The 15,058-nt window shown below is 60.1% G+C and carries 16 protein-coding genes; 9 read left to right on the plus strand and 7 right to left on the minus strand.

Features of this window, described 5'->3' with window-relative positions:
- From H9Q75_RS12140 to H9Q75_RS12725, 3 genes are all read right to left on the minus strand, one after another.
- Window positions 1-140 (minus strand): 3-keto-5-aminohexanoate cleavage protein (locus H9Q75_RS12140; protein ID WP_341480950.1); only part of this gene is annotated, 140 nt, incomplete at its 3' end.
- A 255-nt stretch (window positions 141-395) separates the two neighbouring features.
- The gene (locus H9Q75_RS12145; protein WP_341480951.1) at window positions 396-1,850 is read right to left on the minus strand and encodes a sigma-54 interaction domain-containing protein; all 1,455 of its coding nucleotides are present in this window, start codon (window positions 1,848-1,850) and stop codon (window positions 396-398) included.
- Window positions 1,744-2,484, minus strand: coding sequence for a dipicolinate synthase subunit A N-terminal domain-containing protein (locus tag H9Q75_RS12725; protein WP_243200833.1), 741 nt, complete (start codon window positions 2,482-2,484; stop codon window positions 1,744-1,746). The genes H9Q75_RS12145 and H9Q75_RS12725 overlap by 107 nt, the downstream gene beginning before the upstream one ends.
- Window positions 2,485-2,636: 152 nt before the next feature.
- Between H9Q75_RS12725 and zupT the strand changes: the two genes are divergently transcribed.
- The 9 genes from zupT to H9Q75_RS12190 all read left to right on the plus strand — a co-directional run bounded on the left by zupT (window position 2,637) and on the right by H9Q75_RS12190 (window position 9,188).
- Window positions 2,637-3,413: a zinc transporter ZupT gene (gene zupT, locus H9Q75_RS12150; protein ID WP_186567500.1), complete on the plus strand. Its 777-nt coding sequence runs from the start codon at window positions 2,637-2,639 to the stop codon at window positions 3,411-3,413.
- 24 nt (window positions 3,414-3,437) lie between these two features.
- The gene (locus H9Q75_RS12155) at window positions 3,438-4,211 is read left to right on the plus strand and encodes a threonine/serine exporter family protein (protein ID WP_207720851.1); all 774 of its coding nucleotides are present in this window, start codon (window positions 3,438-3,440) and stop codon (window positions 4,209-4,211) included.
- A gap of 1 nt (window position 4,212) precedes the next feature.
- Window positions 4,213-4,665, plus strand: coding sequence for a threonine/serine exporter family protein (locus tag H9Q75_RS12160; protein ID WP_207720852.1), 453 nt, complete (start codon window positions 4,213-4,215; stop codon window positions 4,663-4,665).
- Window positions 4,666-4,679: 14 nt separating this feature from the next.
- Entirely contained in the window at window positions 4,680-5,369 is a 690-nt protein-coding gene (locus tag H9Q75_RS12165; protein ID WP_186567502.1) for a YjjG family noncanonical pyrimidine nucleotidase, read from the plus strand.
- Window positions 5,370-5,443: 74 nt separating this feature from the next.
- The gene (locus tag H9Q75_RS12170) at window positions 5,444-6,379 is read left to right on the plus strand and encodes a GDSL-type esterase/lipase family protein (protein ID WP_186567504.1); all 936 of its coding nucleotides are present in this window, start codon (window positions 5,444-5,446) and stop codon (window positions 6,377-6,379) included.
- Window positions 6,369-6,836 carry a DUF4358 domain-containing protein gene (locus tag H9Q75_RS12175; RefSeq protein ID WP_186567506.1) on the plus strand — a complete coding sequence of 156 codons (468 nt, stop codon included), beginning with the start codon at window positions 6,369-6,371 and terminating at the stop codon, window positions 6,834-6,836. Before H9Q75_RS12170 ends, H9Q75_RS12175 begins: the two co-directional genes overlap by 11 nt.
- A gap of 131 nt (window positions 6,837-6,967) precedes the next feature.
- Entirely contained in the window at window positions 6,968-7,816 is an 849-nt protein-coding gene (locus H9Q75_RS12180) for a GDSL-type esterase/lipase family protein (protein ID WP_186567508.1), read from the plus strand.
- A gap of 24 nt (window positions 7,817-7,840) precedes the next feature.
- The gene (locus H9Q75_RS12185) at window positions 7,841-8,344 is read left to right on the plus strand and encodes an RNA polymerase sigma factor (protein ID WP_186567510.1); all 504 of its coding nucleotides are present in this window, start codon (window positions 7,841-7,843) and stop codon (window positions 8,342-8,344) included.
- Complete coding sequence (locus tag H9Q75_RS12190) at window positions 8,337-9,188, plus strand: DUF3298 and DUF4163 domain-containing protein (RefSeq protein ID WP_186567512.1); 852 nt, start codon at window positions 8,337-8,339, stop codon at window positions 9,186-9,188. The genes H9Q75_RS12185 and H9Q75_RS12190 overlap by 8 nt, the downstream gene beginning before the upstream one ends.
- 61 nt (window positions 9,189-9,249) lie before the next feature.
- On the opposite strand, the gene H9Q75_RS12195 is transcribed toward H9Q75_RS12190, so the two are convergent.
- From H9Q75_RS12195 to obgE, 4 genes are all read right to left on the minus strand, one after another.
- Window positions 9,250-9,402 (minus strand): hypothetical protein, encoded by a 153-nt coding sequence (locus tag H9Q75_RS12195; RefSeq protein ID WP_186567514.1) that lies wholly within the window; start codon window positions 9,400-9,402, stop codon window positions 9,250-9,252.
- Window positions 9,403-9,421: 19 nt separating this feature from the next.
- Window positions 9,422-10,324 (minus strand): hypothetical protein, encoded by a 903-nt coding sequence (locus tag H9Q75_RS12200; RefSeq protein WP_186567516.1) that lies wholly within the window; start codon window positions 10,322-10,324, stop codon window positions 9,422-9,424.
- 524 nt (window positions 10,325-10,848) lie between these two features.
- Window positions 10,849-13,473 carry a cation-translocating P-type ATPase gene (locus H9Q75_RS12205; RefSeq protein WP_186567518.1) on the minus strand — a complete coding sequence of 875 codons (2,625 nt, stop codon included), beginning with the start codon at window positions 13,471-13,473 and terminating at the stop codon, window positions 10,849-10,851.
- Window positions 13,474-13,750: 277 nt separating this feature from the next.
- Window positions 13,751-15,031 carry a GTPase ObgE gene (obgE, locus tag H9Q75_RS12210; RefSeq protein WP_186567520.1) on the minus strand — a complete coding sequence of 427 codons (1,281 nt, stop codon included), beginning with the start codon at window positions 15,029-15,031 and terminating at the stop codon, window positions 13,751-13,753.
- Window positions 15,032-15,058: the final 27 nt, after the last annotated feature.

Raw genomic sequence — 15,058 nt, forward strand, 5'->3', positions numbered from 1 at the left:
CCCGCCTGCCAGCACTCGTACACGTCCTCCGCGATCTCCGCCGGCGTCATCGGCACGTTCGGGTTGTTCTCCTTCTTCGGCCACGCACCTGTCGTCGCTATCGTGATGATTCTTTTGTTTGTCATAACAAAGCACCTCATTTTCTGTTTTGCTTGTATTTCTCGTACCGGATACTTTTATAAGCAAACTTTGTGCCATTTTTGCGTTTCCCGCTCAAAAAAGGCTGCAAACAACTGGGGCACCTTGTTTTTTCTTTTTCTGTCTCTGCCTGTGCAAAAGATCAATTTAAAGCGGGCGGTGAAATTATTCACCGCCCGCTTTAAATTGATTGTCCGCTTTTTCGTTTTATTTGTTCAAAATTTTCTGTTTTTTACTTCATATTTTGCCTATTTTGCTTAACTATTCCCTCTTTGACTGGTGGTGATATTTTCCACCGACCGGTGAAAAATGTCACCGTCCATCTCCCTGTGCATTTTTTCTGCACGGCATTTCTTGACCAGTGTGGAATGATCCACGCCCAAGGCTGCGGCGGCGCGGCGCAGCGATCCCTCCCGGGCCACGGTCCGCTGGATCAGCTCCTGCTCAAAGGCACGCACCTGTTCTTTTAAGGTGCCGCCCGTGAGCGCGGCGTCCCGTGGAGGCATTTCCCCGGGATAAAGCGCACTGGCGATCTGCCGGCTGGACAGGGGACCATCCGGGTTCGTGACTACCAGGCGCTCCACCAGGTTCTCCAGCTCCCGGATATTACCCGGCCATGCATACTCCATCAGCAGTTCCAGCCCCTCCGGCGTGAAAGAGGCATCCTTATTGTATTTTTTGCCGAAGCTCTCACAAAATACCTTTGCCAGATAGGGAATGTCCTCCTGCCGCTCTCTCAGCGGCTTAAGTTCAATGGGTACCACATTCAGCCGGTAAAACAGGTCCTCCCGAAAACTCCCCCTGCGCACCTGCTCCCGAAGATCCCGGTTTGTAGAGGCAATCACCCGTATATCCAGCTTCACCGGGCGGCTTCCGCCGATGCGCATGAGCTCACGCTGCTGGATGACCCGGAGCAGCTTGCTCTGAAGGCTGTATGGCATTTCTCCAATCTCATCCAGGAGCAGCACCCCCGTGTTCGCCAGTTCAAACAGGCCGGCTTTGCCCGCCTTTCCCGCTCCTGTAAAGGCCCCCGCCTCATAGCCAAAGAGCTCGCTCTCCAGCAGCTCTGCGGGAATGGCGGCACAGTTTACCTTGATAAAAGGTTTTCCCACGCGGGCGCTGTTCTGATAGATCTCATTGGCCGCCAGCTCCTTTCCCGTTCCCGACTCTCCGGTGATCAGGACGGTCACATCGGCCGCGGCCACGGTATGGATCAGCTCCACTACCTTGCGCATGGCTTCGCTGTGGTAAAACAGGCGCTTGTCGCCCGCCTGCTGCCGGCGCAGGTAAGCCAGCTCCTCATTGGCCTTTTTGCTCTCCTCTGTGAGCGTGTGCAGCTGCTTTTCCAAATTCTTCAGTCCAGAGATGTCCCGGGTATTGGTGACCACCAGCGCCACATTGCCCTGTTCGTCAAACACCGGTGTTCCGGTAACCAGTACCTCCCGATTGAGTCCGAAGATGACGGCCACTGAGTTGACCCGTTCCTTTCGCTGAAGTACCCGCTCCGTGACCGAGCCTTTGTACAGTTTCCCCTCTGTCTCAATTTCCGACACCCGGCGACCCAATATCTGTTCCGGACGAATGCCGGTGGTGCGGGTATAGGCCTCATTGATAAACAGGACTCTGCCCTCGCCGTCGGTAATATGAATTCCATCGTAGAGATTTTCGCAGACTTTTCGGAAGTCCACCCGCCCTGGACACAGCTGCACCACCAGCCGGAACAGGGCGTCTCCCTCTTCTCGCGCTCCGCCCGAGGCCAGGAAGGCCTCCGTCCGCTCCCGCAGCGCCCGGCACATCTGTTTGTTGTCCATCCGTCCCCCTCCTGTTCTCCTGCCCGCTTACTTTGTCTGTTTTATTATTATACATGCCGAATCCGCCCCCGCGCAACTTTTTCCCGCCCTGCTCCGTCTTTTCTTTGGCGGGGCACTGTGTCTGTTTCGCTAAGGCGGCAGGTACCGCATTGGCCACCGCCAGCTCTTCCCGGGCAAAGTAATCCAGGATGGTCAACCCCCGCCGCTCCGCCAGGTCCCGGGCCGCCTGGCTCACCCTTCCGCCGCAGAGCACCTGTTCCGGCCGGAGGGCCGCCAGCACCCGCTCCAACGGCCAGCTTTGCGTGGAAAGCGGCGTATTGAGCCGCAGGTCTTCTCCCACCGCCGGCAGGGGAAGCACCACGCAGTCGGCCTGTGAAATTCCCTCCAACCCGCTCTCCGCCCGCACGCCGGGCAGCGCGCCCGCTTCTTCCAGGGCTAAGGTGTGGACCGCGTGGCCGTCGCCTGCCAGCAGCTCTGCCAGCTTGCTCTGGCGCAGGTCTCCGCCCAGCACCCAGATATTCCATCGATGTCTCATGGCACTCTCCTCCGTTATCCTGGCTGTTCCATCCTATTCCGGCGCCGGAAAAGGGTGCGCAGGTTTGACATTCCGCCTTCTCTCCGTTACAATCTCTTTAGCGCTGCGCGGAGATCCCACTTGCGCGGCCACGGAAAAAGAGGTATTCTAATATGATAGATCTTCCCTCCCTGCGCGCGCTTGTGCTTGCGCTGATTGCCGGCCTGTCCACGCTGCTGGGCGCCCTGGCCGTATTTACCACGCGGCAGCGCAGCCAGCGGCTTCTGGCCGTCAGCCTTGGCTTTGCCGCGGGTGTGATGCTGTCGGTGTCTTTTACCGATCTGTTCCCCAATGCCCGGGAGCTGCTCAGCGCAGCCTCCGGCACCCGGCCCGGCGCGGTACTCTCGGTGGCCGCCCTGGCCGGCGGCATCCTGCTGGCAATGGCTCTGGACCATTTGGTCCCCCACGAGGCCTTTGACCAGGCCACCGGAGAGGCTCCTCACAAAAACCTGCTTCGGGTGGGCGTGGTATCCACGCTGGCCATTGCCCTGCACAATCTGCCCGAAGGCATGGCTACCTTTATGGCCGGCTATGAGGACGCGACCCTGGGGCTGACCATTGCCTTCGCCATCGCCATGCACAACATTCCGGAGGGCATTACGGTAGCCATGCCCATCTGGTACGCCACTGGCAGCCGCAGACGTGCCTTTCGCTACACCCTGCTCTCCGCTCTGGCCGAGCCGGCGGGCGCGGGGCTGGCCTTTCTGGTGCTCCGCCCGTTCATCAGCGACATGCTGCTGGGCAGTCTGTTCGGCGTGGTGTCCGGCATCATGATCTATATCGCGGTGGAGGAGCTGATTCCCTCCTCCCGGCAGTACGGCCACGACCGCAGCGCCCTGTGGGCTACCTTCGCGGGCATCTGTCTGATGCCTCTGACGCACTTGTTCTGATGTTTGACAGGGTGGTGTTCGCCTTTGCCTTTGGACTATGACAAGTTAATGGCTCTCTCCGCGGAGCTGGGCTACCGTCTGATGGAGAGCGGCGCGGAGATTTACCGGGTAGAAGAGTCCATGCAGCTGCTGCTCCACGCTTACGGCGTCACCTTCGGCGAGGTATTCGCCATTCCCAACTGCATTATCGTGACGCTCACCGCCCCGGACGGCCGCCCTGTCACACAGATCCGCCGCGTCCCCGCCCACGGCACGAATCTGGACCAGGTGGAGCGGCTCAACGACCTGTGCCGCCGCCTGTGCCGGGGCACCCCGCCCCTGGACGAGGCGGCCGCCCTGCTGGAGGAAACCCTCCGCCGGCCGCGCAGCTACTCCCTGCCGGTACAGCTGTTCGCCTACTTTCTGGGCTGCGGCTCCTTCGTGCTGTTTTTTGGCGGCAGCTGGCGGGACGGCCTGTGTGGCGGGGTATGCGGCACGATTCTGGGTCTGTGTCTGACCGGGATGAACCGGCTGCGCACTAACGCCTTCTTTAAAACCATTGCCGGGGCGCTGATCTCCGCACTGATCGCTGTGCTTCTGGTCGGGCTGCGCCTTGGCGCGCATCAGGACCGGATCATTATCGGCACGCTGATGGTCCTGGTTCCGGGGATCGCGTTCACCAACGCCATGCGGGATGTGATGGCCGGAGACATGGTGGCAGGCATCAGCAAAATTACCGAGGCGCTGTTCATTGGCGCGGCCATTGCTCTGGGCACCGCGCTTGCCCTGGGCCTGGCGCGGATGCTGGGGGGTGGCTGAGATGGCGGTGTGGAACTCACTCCTCTTCCCCTGCCTGTGCGCCTTTGGGGGCTGTCTGGGCTTCTGCTTCCTCTTCAATGTCCACGGGCCGAACATGCTTCTGTGCGCCCTGGGCGGGACGCTGGGCTGGATGGCCTATCTGCTCTGCGCGCCGCTGGTGCACAGCGACATCATTCAGTCCTTTCTGGCCGCCCTGGTGATCTCCGTCTGGTCGGAGGTCATGGCCCGGCTGCGCAAGTGCCCGGTCACTACCTATCTGCTGCTGGCCCTGTTTCCCCTGGTCCCCGGCGGCGGCATCTACTATACCATGGAGCACGCCATGGCCGGAGAGACCCAGGCCTTTCTGGACTCACTGCTGCACACCCTCGGGCTTGCCGGCGCTCTGGCGGTGGGCGTGCTGATGGTGGCCTCGGTGGCGCGGCTGTTTACCGCCTGGCGGCAGCGCCGCCGCTGAAAGGAGGGCTCCCTGTGCCAAGCTATCAATATCTTCTCTTTGACGCGGACAACACGCTTTTTGACTTTGACCGCTCCGAACACGAGGCGCTCCGCCTCACGCTGGAGGAGGCGGGCTGTCCCTTCAACGATGTGACCGAAGGGCTCTATGTGGCCATCAACCGGGCGCTGTGGACCCGATTTGACCTGGGCGAAATTCCCCGGGAGCGGCTGGTGGTGGAGCGCTTTGACGCCTTCCTGCGTATCATGGGCCTGTCCGGCGATCCCCAGGCACTCAACCGCGCCTATCTGGACCATCTGGCCCACACCGTCATCCTCTATCCCGGCGCGGAGGACCTGTGCCGCCGTCTGGCCGGGCGGTATACCCTGGCCATTATTACCAACGGGGTGGCCCGTGCCCAGCGGGGCCGGTTTGAGCGCTCCCCCCTGCGGGATGTCATTCCCTGGCTGTTCATCTCTGAGGAGGTGGGCGCCAGCAAGCCCCAGCCGGCGTTTTTCCAGCGGGTCTTTCGGGATATGGGCATTGACGACCCCAGCCGCGCCCTGGTCATCGGGGACAACCTGCTCACTGATGTGTGGGGAGGGCTGAACGCGGGGGCGGACGCATGCTGGCTGAATCCCCGCCGCCTGCCAGTCGCTCCGGACGTGCGCCCCACCTGGGAGGCCGACGGCTTTCCCGCCCTGGAGGCGCTGCTCCTTGGGTAATTTTTTTACCCGGAACGTCGAAATCTGACCATTTCGGTCTCTTGATTTTATACATAAATGAGGTGTTCCTTTTTATGGCTTCCCACACGCCCCGTCACCTGGAACCGTCCCGCAAGAAGCGGCCCCGCTCCCCGAAGCTGCCCCTGCTGCTGGCCGCCGCCGCAGTTGTGGTCTGCGCGATTGCTCTCCCCTCCATCGGCGCGCCCGCCTCACCCGGCCCCAGCTCCTCCACCTCCTCGCCCCAGGCGGCTGCCACACCAACTCCCACGCCGGAGCCGACGCCCGCCCCACCCCCCACGCCTACCCCCACGCCGGAGCCGGTCTATGACTTTTCCCAGGCCGCGCCCGCATCCGACCCGGTGGAGATGGACTACTTTGCAGATGCGCTGTTTATCGGGGACTCCCGCACCGACGGCCTGCAGCTGTACAGCGGCATCAAAGGCGCCACCTTTTACTGTTACAAGGGGCTGACCGTGTTTGAGCTGCAGGACCGCAAGGTGGTGGAGCTGGACGGCGGCACCTATTCCGTGGCCGAGGCCCTGGAGCGGCGTCAATACGCCAAGGTATACATCTCCCTGGGCATCAATGAGCTGGGCTATTTTAACGATCAGGCATTTGAAGATACCTTCCGCGCCTTTCTCCGGCAGCTCAGGCAGCTGCAGCCCGACGCCGTGATCTATCTGGAAAATCTGGTTCCTGTCAATCCGGATAAGTGCAAGGAATACAAGCAACCCTACTATGTGACCAATGAACAGGTGGCGGTCTATAACGAAATCTTCTCCCGGCTAGCTCCGGAGGAGCATGTGGTGCTTCTGGACGTGGCCTCCGCCCTCAGCGACGAGACCGGCATTCTGGCCCGGGAGAACACGGTGGACGGCGTACACTTTACCAAGGCCTGGTACAAGACCTGGCTGGACTATCTGATGACCCATACGGTGGACCCGTTGGAATATCAGGCGGGGCAGAGCGCGCCCGTCGCTGAGGAAGGAGAAACTGCAAATGAAGCTTAAAAACCTGCGGCTGCTGCCGCTGCTGCTGGCCCTCTGTCTGGCCCTGGCCGCCTGCGGCAGTGGGGACAGCAAGGCCGGCGTGGACCCGGCCAAGACCGCCCAAGCCCTGCTGGACTCCGGCGCGTTTGCCGGCGCCCTGGACACCATGGACACTGAGACCGCCTGCCAGCTTTACGGCATCGACTACGGGGACGTGACCGACGGTATTGTCTACGGCTCCCTCTCCTCCGGTGCGGAGGAGATCGCCATCTTCCGCATGAAGAGCACCGACGCGGCCCAGGCCGCCCTGTCCGGCCTGGAGCAGCGGGTGGAGGATCAGCGCGCCGCCCTGAAGGACTACATGCCCGAGGAGGTGGCCAAGCTGGACGGGGCCATTGTGACCCAATTGGGAGACTCCGCCATCCTGGTGGTGGCCGCGGACCCGGATTTGGCCCAAAAAACGCTGGACGCACAATAACCTTTCCATCAGAAAAAGGGAGCGGACGAAATCGTCCGCTCCCTTTTTTATTTTTTTGCCTGTATAAAACAACTTTTCCCGCCCTATCCTGGTCTATTAGATAGAGCAACAGACAGAAAGGATGACCCGCCATGCCCCCCACCCGCAGAAAGCGCCGGAGGCGCCGCCCTTTTCTCCCCTATTTTTTTCGCGTTCTGGCCGCCGGGCTTCTGCTGGCGCTACTCCTGACCGGCGGTGTCACCCTGGCCCGCCAGGGGGAAGCGGTGCTGCCCACCCCTACCGCCGCCGCTCCCCTTCCCGAGTCCAGCTCCGCCCCACTCCCCTCTTCCACACCTGCCCCTGCGCCCATGCCGGAGCCGGAGGCTCCCTATGACTACGCTGCGCCGGTACCCGAAGCCGAGGCGGTGGGGGACGACTGGTTTTCCGACGCGGCTTTTGTGGGGGATTCCCGGACGGAGGGCCTCTGTCTCTACTCCGGGGTCCAGCCCGGCGCATGCCTGGCCTACCGCGGGCTGACCGTACAGTCCGCCCGCACCGAGGCCTCCATCCGGGTGAACGGAGAAAAGATGACCGCCCTGGAGGGCCTGGAGCGGGGCGCCTACGGGAAGGTATACGTGATGCTGGGCGTCAACGAGCTGGGCTGGTACAATGACCAGCGCTATTACGACAACTATGCCGACCTGATCGACCTGATCCGGGAGGTGCAGCCCGAGGCGCAGATCTATCTCCAAACCCTGATTCCGGTGACGAGCAAAAAATCCGCCGGCTCCTATATCAACAATCCGCAGATTCTGGTGTATAATGACATTATCGCTCAGCTGGCGGAGGAAAAGCAGGTTTTTCTGGTGGATGTGTGGTCGGCCTTTGCCGAGGCTGACGGCGCGCTGGACGAGGCGGGCAGTGTGGACGGCGTGCATCTGACCAGGTCGTACTATCAGCGCTGGCTGGACTACCTCAAGGCCCACACGGTGGCAGAATAAGCGAGCAAAGGAGCGCCGGGCGCTTTGGAACAGACCATTTTAAGCCCCCACCAGCAGCTGGTGGATTATCTGGTGTCCGGACAGGCGGATTTTTACCGTCTGGCGTTCAGCTATGTAAAAAACCGGGACGCGGCCCTGGACGTGGTGCAGGAGAGCATCGTCAAGGCTCTGTCCAAATCGGATACCCTGCGGGAAACCGCCTACCTGAAAACCTGGTTTTACCGCATCCTGCTCAATGAGAGCATGAACTATTTTCGCCGGGGAAGGCGGCTGGTCCCGTTTCCCGAGCAGCAGGAGGAGCCCGCCGCCCCTGACCCGGACGTGGGGGAGCGGCTGGACCTGTACGATGCCATTGACCGGCTGAGCCTGCAGGAGCAGGCTGTCATCCGTCTGCGCTTTTTTGAGGATATGAAGCTGGAGGAGATCGCCCAGGCAACCGGGGCAAATCTGAACACCGTCAAATCCCGTCTGTACAAGAGCCTGCGCAAGCTACGGGAGTGGACTGGAGAGGAGCTTAGCGATGAATGAGTCATGGACGCGCGCCAAAGCGCGCTACGAATCCGAAGGCGCGCCGCCCCCGGTGCTGGATTTTGCGGTGGCTTCGGCAGTGCGCGCCGGGGAACGCCGCCGCCGAAGCCGCCGGGCCGTCCGGCGAAGCCTTACCGCCGCCGCAGCCTGCTGCGCCTGCTTTGTCCTGCTGGTCAATGCCAGCCCTGGCTTTGCACACGCGGTGGACGCGGTCCCAGTATTAGGGCAGCTGGCCCGCATTTTTACGGTGGAGCAGTACACGGTGGACGATCGGGACCACCTCATCGACGTGCGTCTGCCCGCCCTGGAGCTGTCCGGCCATACTGATCTGGAGCAGCGGATCAACGTGGAGATTCAGTCCCGGATCAACGCGCTCCTGGACGAGGCGGAGGCCCGCGCCCGGAAAGCCCGGGAGGCCTATGTGGAAACCGGTGGCGAGGAGATTGACTTTATCCCCATTATCATCGATGTGGACTATGAGATCAAATGCCAGAACGGCCAGTACCTCTCCTTCCTGGTCACGGAGACGGAGACCCTGGCCAGCGCCTATACCCAGACCTATGCCTATAACATCGACCTGGAGGCAGGGCGGGAGATCACCCTGCGCGATCTGTTGGGCCCCGATTACGTGGAGATCGCCAACGCCGCCGTCCGGGCCGGCATTGCCGAGCGCAGCAAGGACCCGGACCAGGTATATTTCTCCCCAGGGGAGGGCGGCTTCCAGTCAATTGACCCCAATCAGCGCTTTTACCTCAATCAGGCCGGCCATCCGGTCATCCTCTTTGACAAATACGAGATTGCCCCCGGCTCCATGGGGCAGCAGGAATTTGAAGTTGTGCCGTAAAAAGAGGCAGGGGCCCGGCTTCGCCGGGCCCCTGCCTCTTACAGTTGAAGTTGCACTCCCGTCACCTGCGGCGGCCATTGAAATGGAGAATAAAAGCTCCCATGGTACAGACTGCGGCCAATGTGCTCACCGGCCATCCCAGGAATACCTCAATGTAGAAACCGCCAAACCAGGCCACAGCAGTAACAGAAACCGCAAGTGCAATTTTATTCATTGGGTCTCTCCATTCAGCGCTAGGGCACATAATGCAGTTCTAACAGCACTGAGCGTGGTTCCTTAATCCCCGCTACAGTGATTCCAATCGAGCCGCTTGGTTTACTGCCGCTTGAATCTATTGTCACTGTTAACGTTGGAATCCCAGAGATCCCAACCGTAGCGTGTGTATATGTTCCTGTGCTATTAAACCACGTCTCCAATTCTGGATACATAAGGTGGCCCTGGTACTCAAAGTGAACTTTAAAGTCGTAGAAAGTAGTTGATTGGGCCTCACTTATAACAACATCATTTGGAAGATTAAATACAGCGCCTGCACCATAAAAGCTTCCATTTGACGCATACTTTATATCACTCGTTTCTATTGCCTCATAACGGTCAAGGGTTGTGGTCTGTAATCCTGATATGCTTTGCTGCTTAAACTCCATATAGCCAGATGCCGTCCCTGGTGTAACTGTAGTATTCATGGAACAGGACCCAATCGAATCCGTCCCTCTGAAAAAGGGCATTGTCAACCAGCGGGCATCTGTGACAAATTTATAGTTAGAGGCACCTAGGTTGGTAACCGCATGCCATACCCGCATATAGGTGTCCTGAATATAGTCTTGGGCCATTTCTCCAATAGCGGGATCAGAAGTTACAGCCGCCGCCCCTCGCAATGCCTCTTCTTCCGAAATACAAGTCATTTCGCCGCTTACGCCATCTACCACAAAACAGGAAACTGCCGCCTTAATGCTCGGGCTGGAGGCGTATACATTCAAATCCTCAACAGAAGGGCTTTCAATGAAATCCTGTTCCATCCCTAAAGCTGATAGTGTCTCTTTCGTTTTTACATAGTTGTTAGCGGCCTCTTCCACCATAGCGCTTGCAGTCATTGGCTCTCTTTCCAGAATGCGAATTACTGTGTGGTTTTGACTAACCATCTCAAACACATTCTCTGTATCAGCGATTTCTTTAAGCTGACCTATAGGTGTGTCCACTTATGCGGCATACGCCGGAAGAGTAAGAAGTATTGTCAGACACGCAAGAATAGAAATAAGTCTTCTCCTATGCTTAAACATCTTTGTACTCCTCCATTCTTCCATAAATAGCTATCATGTGATTGAGCTGTTATAATCATCTGGTTATTTGCCAATCCATACTAGCCCATCGGTCTGCTCCTTTCCCAGCGCCGTAATCCAGCTGTCATTGTGGCTTCCTCTCTTGTTTCAATTTATCATGTCGTCGTTTAATTGTCAACAATTTTCTCATCCGCCCCCTTTTTGTTTTTGTTCATTTTTACAAGTATAACAAATTAGGCCTGTTGCAAAATAAAAATTTTGAAACAGGCCCAGGAAAAAGTTGGCGAGAACCGCCGCCGTGACGGTTCTCGCTAACTTTTTTAATGCACAAATTTTTCCGTTTGGGTCTGAAAACTGCATTTTGCGACAGACTCATCCTTGTCCCTTCATTTCTTCCACACCCCGGCGATGATCTTAACGATCTGGATGACCAGGGTGGGCAGGAAGGCCAGCAGGGCGATCTCACCCAGGCAGGCCGCGCTGAACAGGGGTGAGATGGCAAACAGGCCGGTCAGCCCGGGGATGAAGAGCACTGCCAGCAGCAGCAGGACACCGGCGAAGAAGGCCATCACCGAGTACTTGTTGGTGGAGAGCTTCAGCTTGAAGATGGACTCCTCCCCCCGGCAGTTGAAGCCGTGGAACAGGCGGGCCAGGGTGAGGGTGGAGAAAGCCATGGTAGAGGCCAAGGCCGCGTCCCCATTCCGGTACCCCAGGTAGAAGGCAATCATGGTGACAATTGCGATAAGCAGGCCCTGCCCGCCGATGCGCAGCAGGAGGGGCTTGTTGAGAATGGGCTCCTTGGGGTCCCGGGGCTTCTGACGCAGCAGCCCCCGCCGGGCGGGCTCCATGCCGATGGCAATGGCGGGCAGGGAGTCGGTGAGCAGATTGATAAACAGCAGATGCACCGGCTGGAAGGGCACGGGCAGGGCCATCAGCGAGGCGTAGAGCACGCAGAAAATGCCCGCCGCGTTGCCTGAGAGCAGGAACTGAATGGCATTTTTGATATTGGTGTACACGCTGCGGCCGTTGACCACGGCCTTGACGATGGTGGCAAAGTTGTCGTCGGCCAGGATCATGGAGGCCGCATCCTTGCTCACCTCGGTGCCTGTGATGCCCATGGCCACGCCGATGTCCGCCTTTTTCAGGGCCGGGGCGTCGTTGACGCCGTCGCCGGTCATGGAGACAATGCATCCCCGCCGTTGCCAGGCGTTGACAATGCGGATCTTATGCTCCGGAGACACCCGGGCATACACGGAAATCTTGGCCAGCCGCTGGTCCAGCTCCTTGTCGGTCATGGCGTCCAACTCCACCCCGGAGAGGGCCTCGTCTCCCTCCCGGAAGATGCCCAGCTGGCGCGCGATGGCAGCGGCGGTCACCTTGTGGTCGCCGGTAATCATGATGGTGCGGATGCCGCCCTCCTTTGCGTCGGCCACCGCCTGCACCGCCTCGGGCCGGGGCGGGTCAATCATGGAGATCAGACCAATGAAGGTAAAATCATTCTCATCCTCCAGGGTCAGCGGCCGCACTCCGTCAAGCTCCTTATAGGCAAAGGAGAGCACCCGCAGCCCCTCCATGGACAGCTCCATGTTAACCCGGGAGATCTCCTCTCGCCGCTCCGGGGTCATCTCCACCGGCCCCTGGCGGGTCAGTAGGTATTTGGACCGCTGGAGCAGCACGTCGATGGCGCCCTTGGTGAACAGGGTGGGAGTGCCGTCAATGTTGTGGAGGGTGCTCATCAGCTTGCGGTCGGAATCAAAGGCCAGCTCCCCCAGGCGGGGGTGCTGCTCCCGATAGGCCACCTCGTCCACGCCAAACTTTTCTCCCAGTATGACCAGGGCTACCTCAGTAGGGTCGCCGATGGAGGCACCGGTCTCTTGGTTGTTGGTGGCATCGCTGGCCAGCAGGGCGGCCTTGAGCAGCAGCCGCTGCACATCGTTGACCAGCTCCAGATCCGCCCCCTCCAGTAGGGAGCCGTCGGCGTACACCTTCTGGGGGGTCATCTTGTTCTGGGTGAGGGTGCCCGTCTTGTCCGAGCAGATGACGCTCACCGCACCCAGGCTCTCCACCGCTTTCAGGTCCTTCATAATCGCGTTCTGCCGGGCCATCTTCTGGGTCCCCATGGCCAGCACGATGGTGACGATGGAGGAGAGCGCCTCTGGAATGGCGGCCACGGCCAGAGCCACAGCAAACATCAGGGAGTCCAGTATGCCCATGTGGGTGCGGAAGATGGACAGCACAAACACCAGGGCGCAGATGGCCATGATCACCGTGGCCAACCCGGCGCTGAACTTGTCCAGGCTCTCCTGCAGGGGCGTCTTACGCTGCTGGGTCTGGTTCATCAGGGAGGCAATTTTGCCCAGTTCCGTGTCCATACCGGTAGCAGTCACCGCCACCGTGGCCCGGCCGTAAGTGACCAGGCTGCCGGAAAAAACCATATTCTTCTGGTCGCCCAGGGCCACCTTCTCATGTTCAATGGCCTGGTCGGTCTTATCCACGCCCTCACTCTCACCGGTGAGGGAGCTTTCGTTGACCTTCAGGGAGAAATTTTCCAGAATACGGCCGTCGGCCACCACCATGTCCCCGGCCTCCAGCAGCACAATGTCGCCGGGCACTACATCCTGGGAGGGGATCTCCACCCGCACGCCCCCCCGCATGACTTTGGCCGAGGGGGAGGACATGGCCTTTAGGCTCTCCAGCGATTTTTCCGCCTTGAGATACTGCACGGTGCCCAGAATGGCGTTGAGGATGAGCACGGCAAAGATCACAATGGTGCTCTCCGCATTGCCGGAGAAGGCGGAAATCAGGGCCGCGATGATCAGAATGACCACCATCAGGTCCTTAAACTGCTCCAGGAACACCTGGGCCACGCTCTTTTTCTTTCCCTCGGAGAGCTTGTTGGGACCGAACTGCTCCGCCCGGCGGCGGACCTCCTCAGCCCCCAGGCCCTCCGGGGCAGTCCGCAGGCATTCCTGCGTCTCCTGCCCGGTCTTGTTAAAATAGGTCTCCTGCATGTCAAAATCCGCTCCTTCCGGTAGATGAGGCAAACAAAAAAAGACCTCCCGGCAGCCAGCGCGTACAGCGCGGCCGCCGAAAAGTCTTGTTACCGCATCGGGCGCATACCGCCAGGTCCGCGCACGCGGGCCGTGATGTTGACGGCATGACTTTCAAACTACTCCCTTTTCAACTAAATGTTACTATACCACAGCCGGTCAGGCCTGTCAAATCTTTTTTAGCATGTCCTAACTTTTGCCCGGATATGCGGGGACAGCCCCCTTTTCCGGTCCGGCCTCAGCGCTGGTACTCGAACTCCAGGTTATACAGGGACACGGTGTCTCCGTCCTGGATGCCCATCTCCTCCAGCCGGTCAAAGAGACCGGACTGCCGCAGCATTTTATCAAACCAGTTGCGGGACTCGTAGTCCCCGAAATTTACGTTGGCCATCAGCCGCTGGAGGGCAGGGCCCTCCACAATCCAGGTGTCGTCCTCATGAAGGATGGTCATGGGCTCGGACAGGTCCACCTCCGGCGGGCGCTCCACATAGGTGGGCTCGTACACCGTGATGGGGGGCAGGCTCTCCAGTTCCCGGGCGGCCGCGTACATCAGCTCCCGGGTGCCCTGTTGGGCGGCGGCGGAGATTTCGTAAAAGGGCATCCCCAGCGCCTCCACATGGGCCCGCAGGGCCTCCAGCCCCGTCCGCTCCTGGGCAATGTCCGCCTTGTTGCCCGCCACGAGCATCCGGCGGGAGGCCAGCTCGGGGGAGTACTCCTTCAGCTCGGCCTGAATGGCCTCAAAATCGGCCACCGGGTCACGGCCCTCGCTGCCCGACACATCCACCACGTGGATGAGCAGGCGGCAGCGGTCAATGTGCCGCAGAAAGTCGTGGCCCAGGCCGGCCCCATCGGCCGCCCCCTCAATGATGCCGGGGATGTCCGCCAGCACAAAGGAGACCCCCTCCTCCACGTACACCACGCCCAGGTTGGGAAACAGGGTGGTAAAGTGGTAGTTGGCGATCTTGGGCCGTGCCTTGCTCACCACGCTGAGCAGGGTAGATTTGCCCACATTGGGGAAGCCTACCAACCCCACATCGGCCAGGAGCTTGAGTTCCAGCACCACCTCCCGGCTGATCCCGGGCAGCCCCGCCTTGGCAAAGCGGGGCACCTGGCGGGTGGGGGTGGCAAAATGCTTGTTGCCCCAGCCGCCATTGCCCCCCCGGCAGAGCACAAAGGGCTCCCCCGAGGACATGTCGGCGATGATCTCCCCGCTCTCGGCGTCCCGCACCACGGTCCCCCGGGGCACCTTGATCACCAGGTTCTCTCCGTCCTTGCCGGAGCAGCGCTTGCCCTGACCGTCCCCGCCGTTGCCCGCCACGTATTTGCGCTTGTAGCGGAAATCCATCAGGGTGGACATGTGGTCGTCCACCTGGAGAATCACATCGCCGCCCCGGCCGCCGTCGCCGCCGTCCGGGCCGCCTGCGGCCACATATTTTTCCCGGTGGAAGGCCACCGCGCCGTTTCCGCCGCTGCCCGCCCGGACCGCGATCTTGGCCGTATCTACAAATGAAGCTGCCATCGGCATCTCCCTCCTCTCAAAGGAAAA

Source organism: Lawsonibacter celer (genome assembly GCF_014281125.1).
Lineage (GTDB): Bacteria > Bacillota > Clostridia > Oscillospirales > Oscillospiraceae > Lawsonibacter_B > Lawsonibacter_B celer.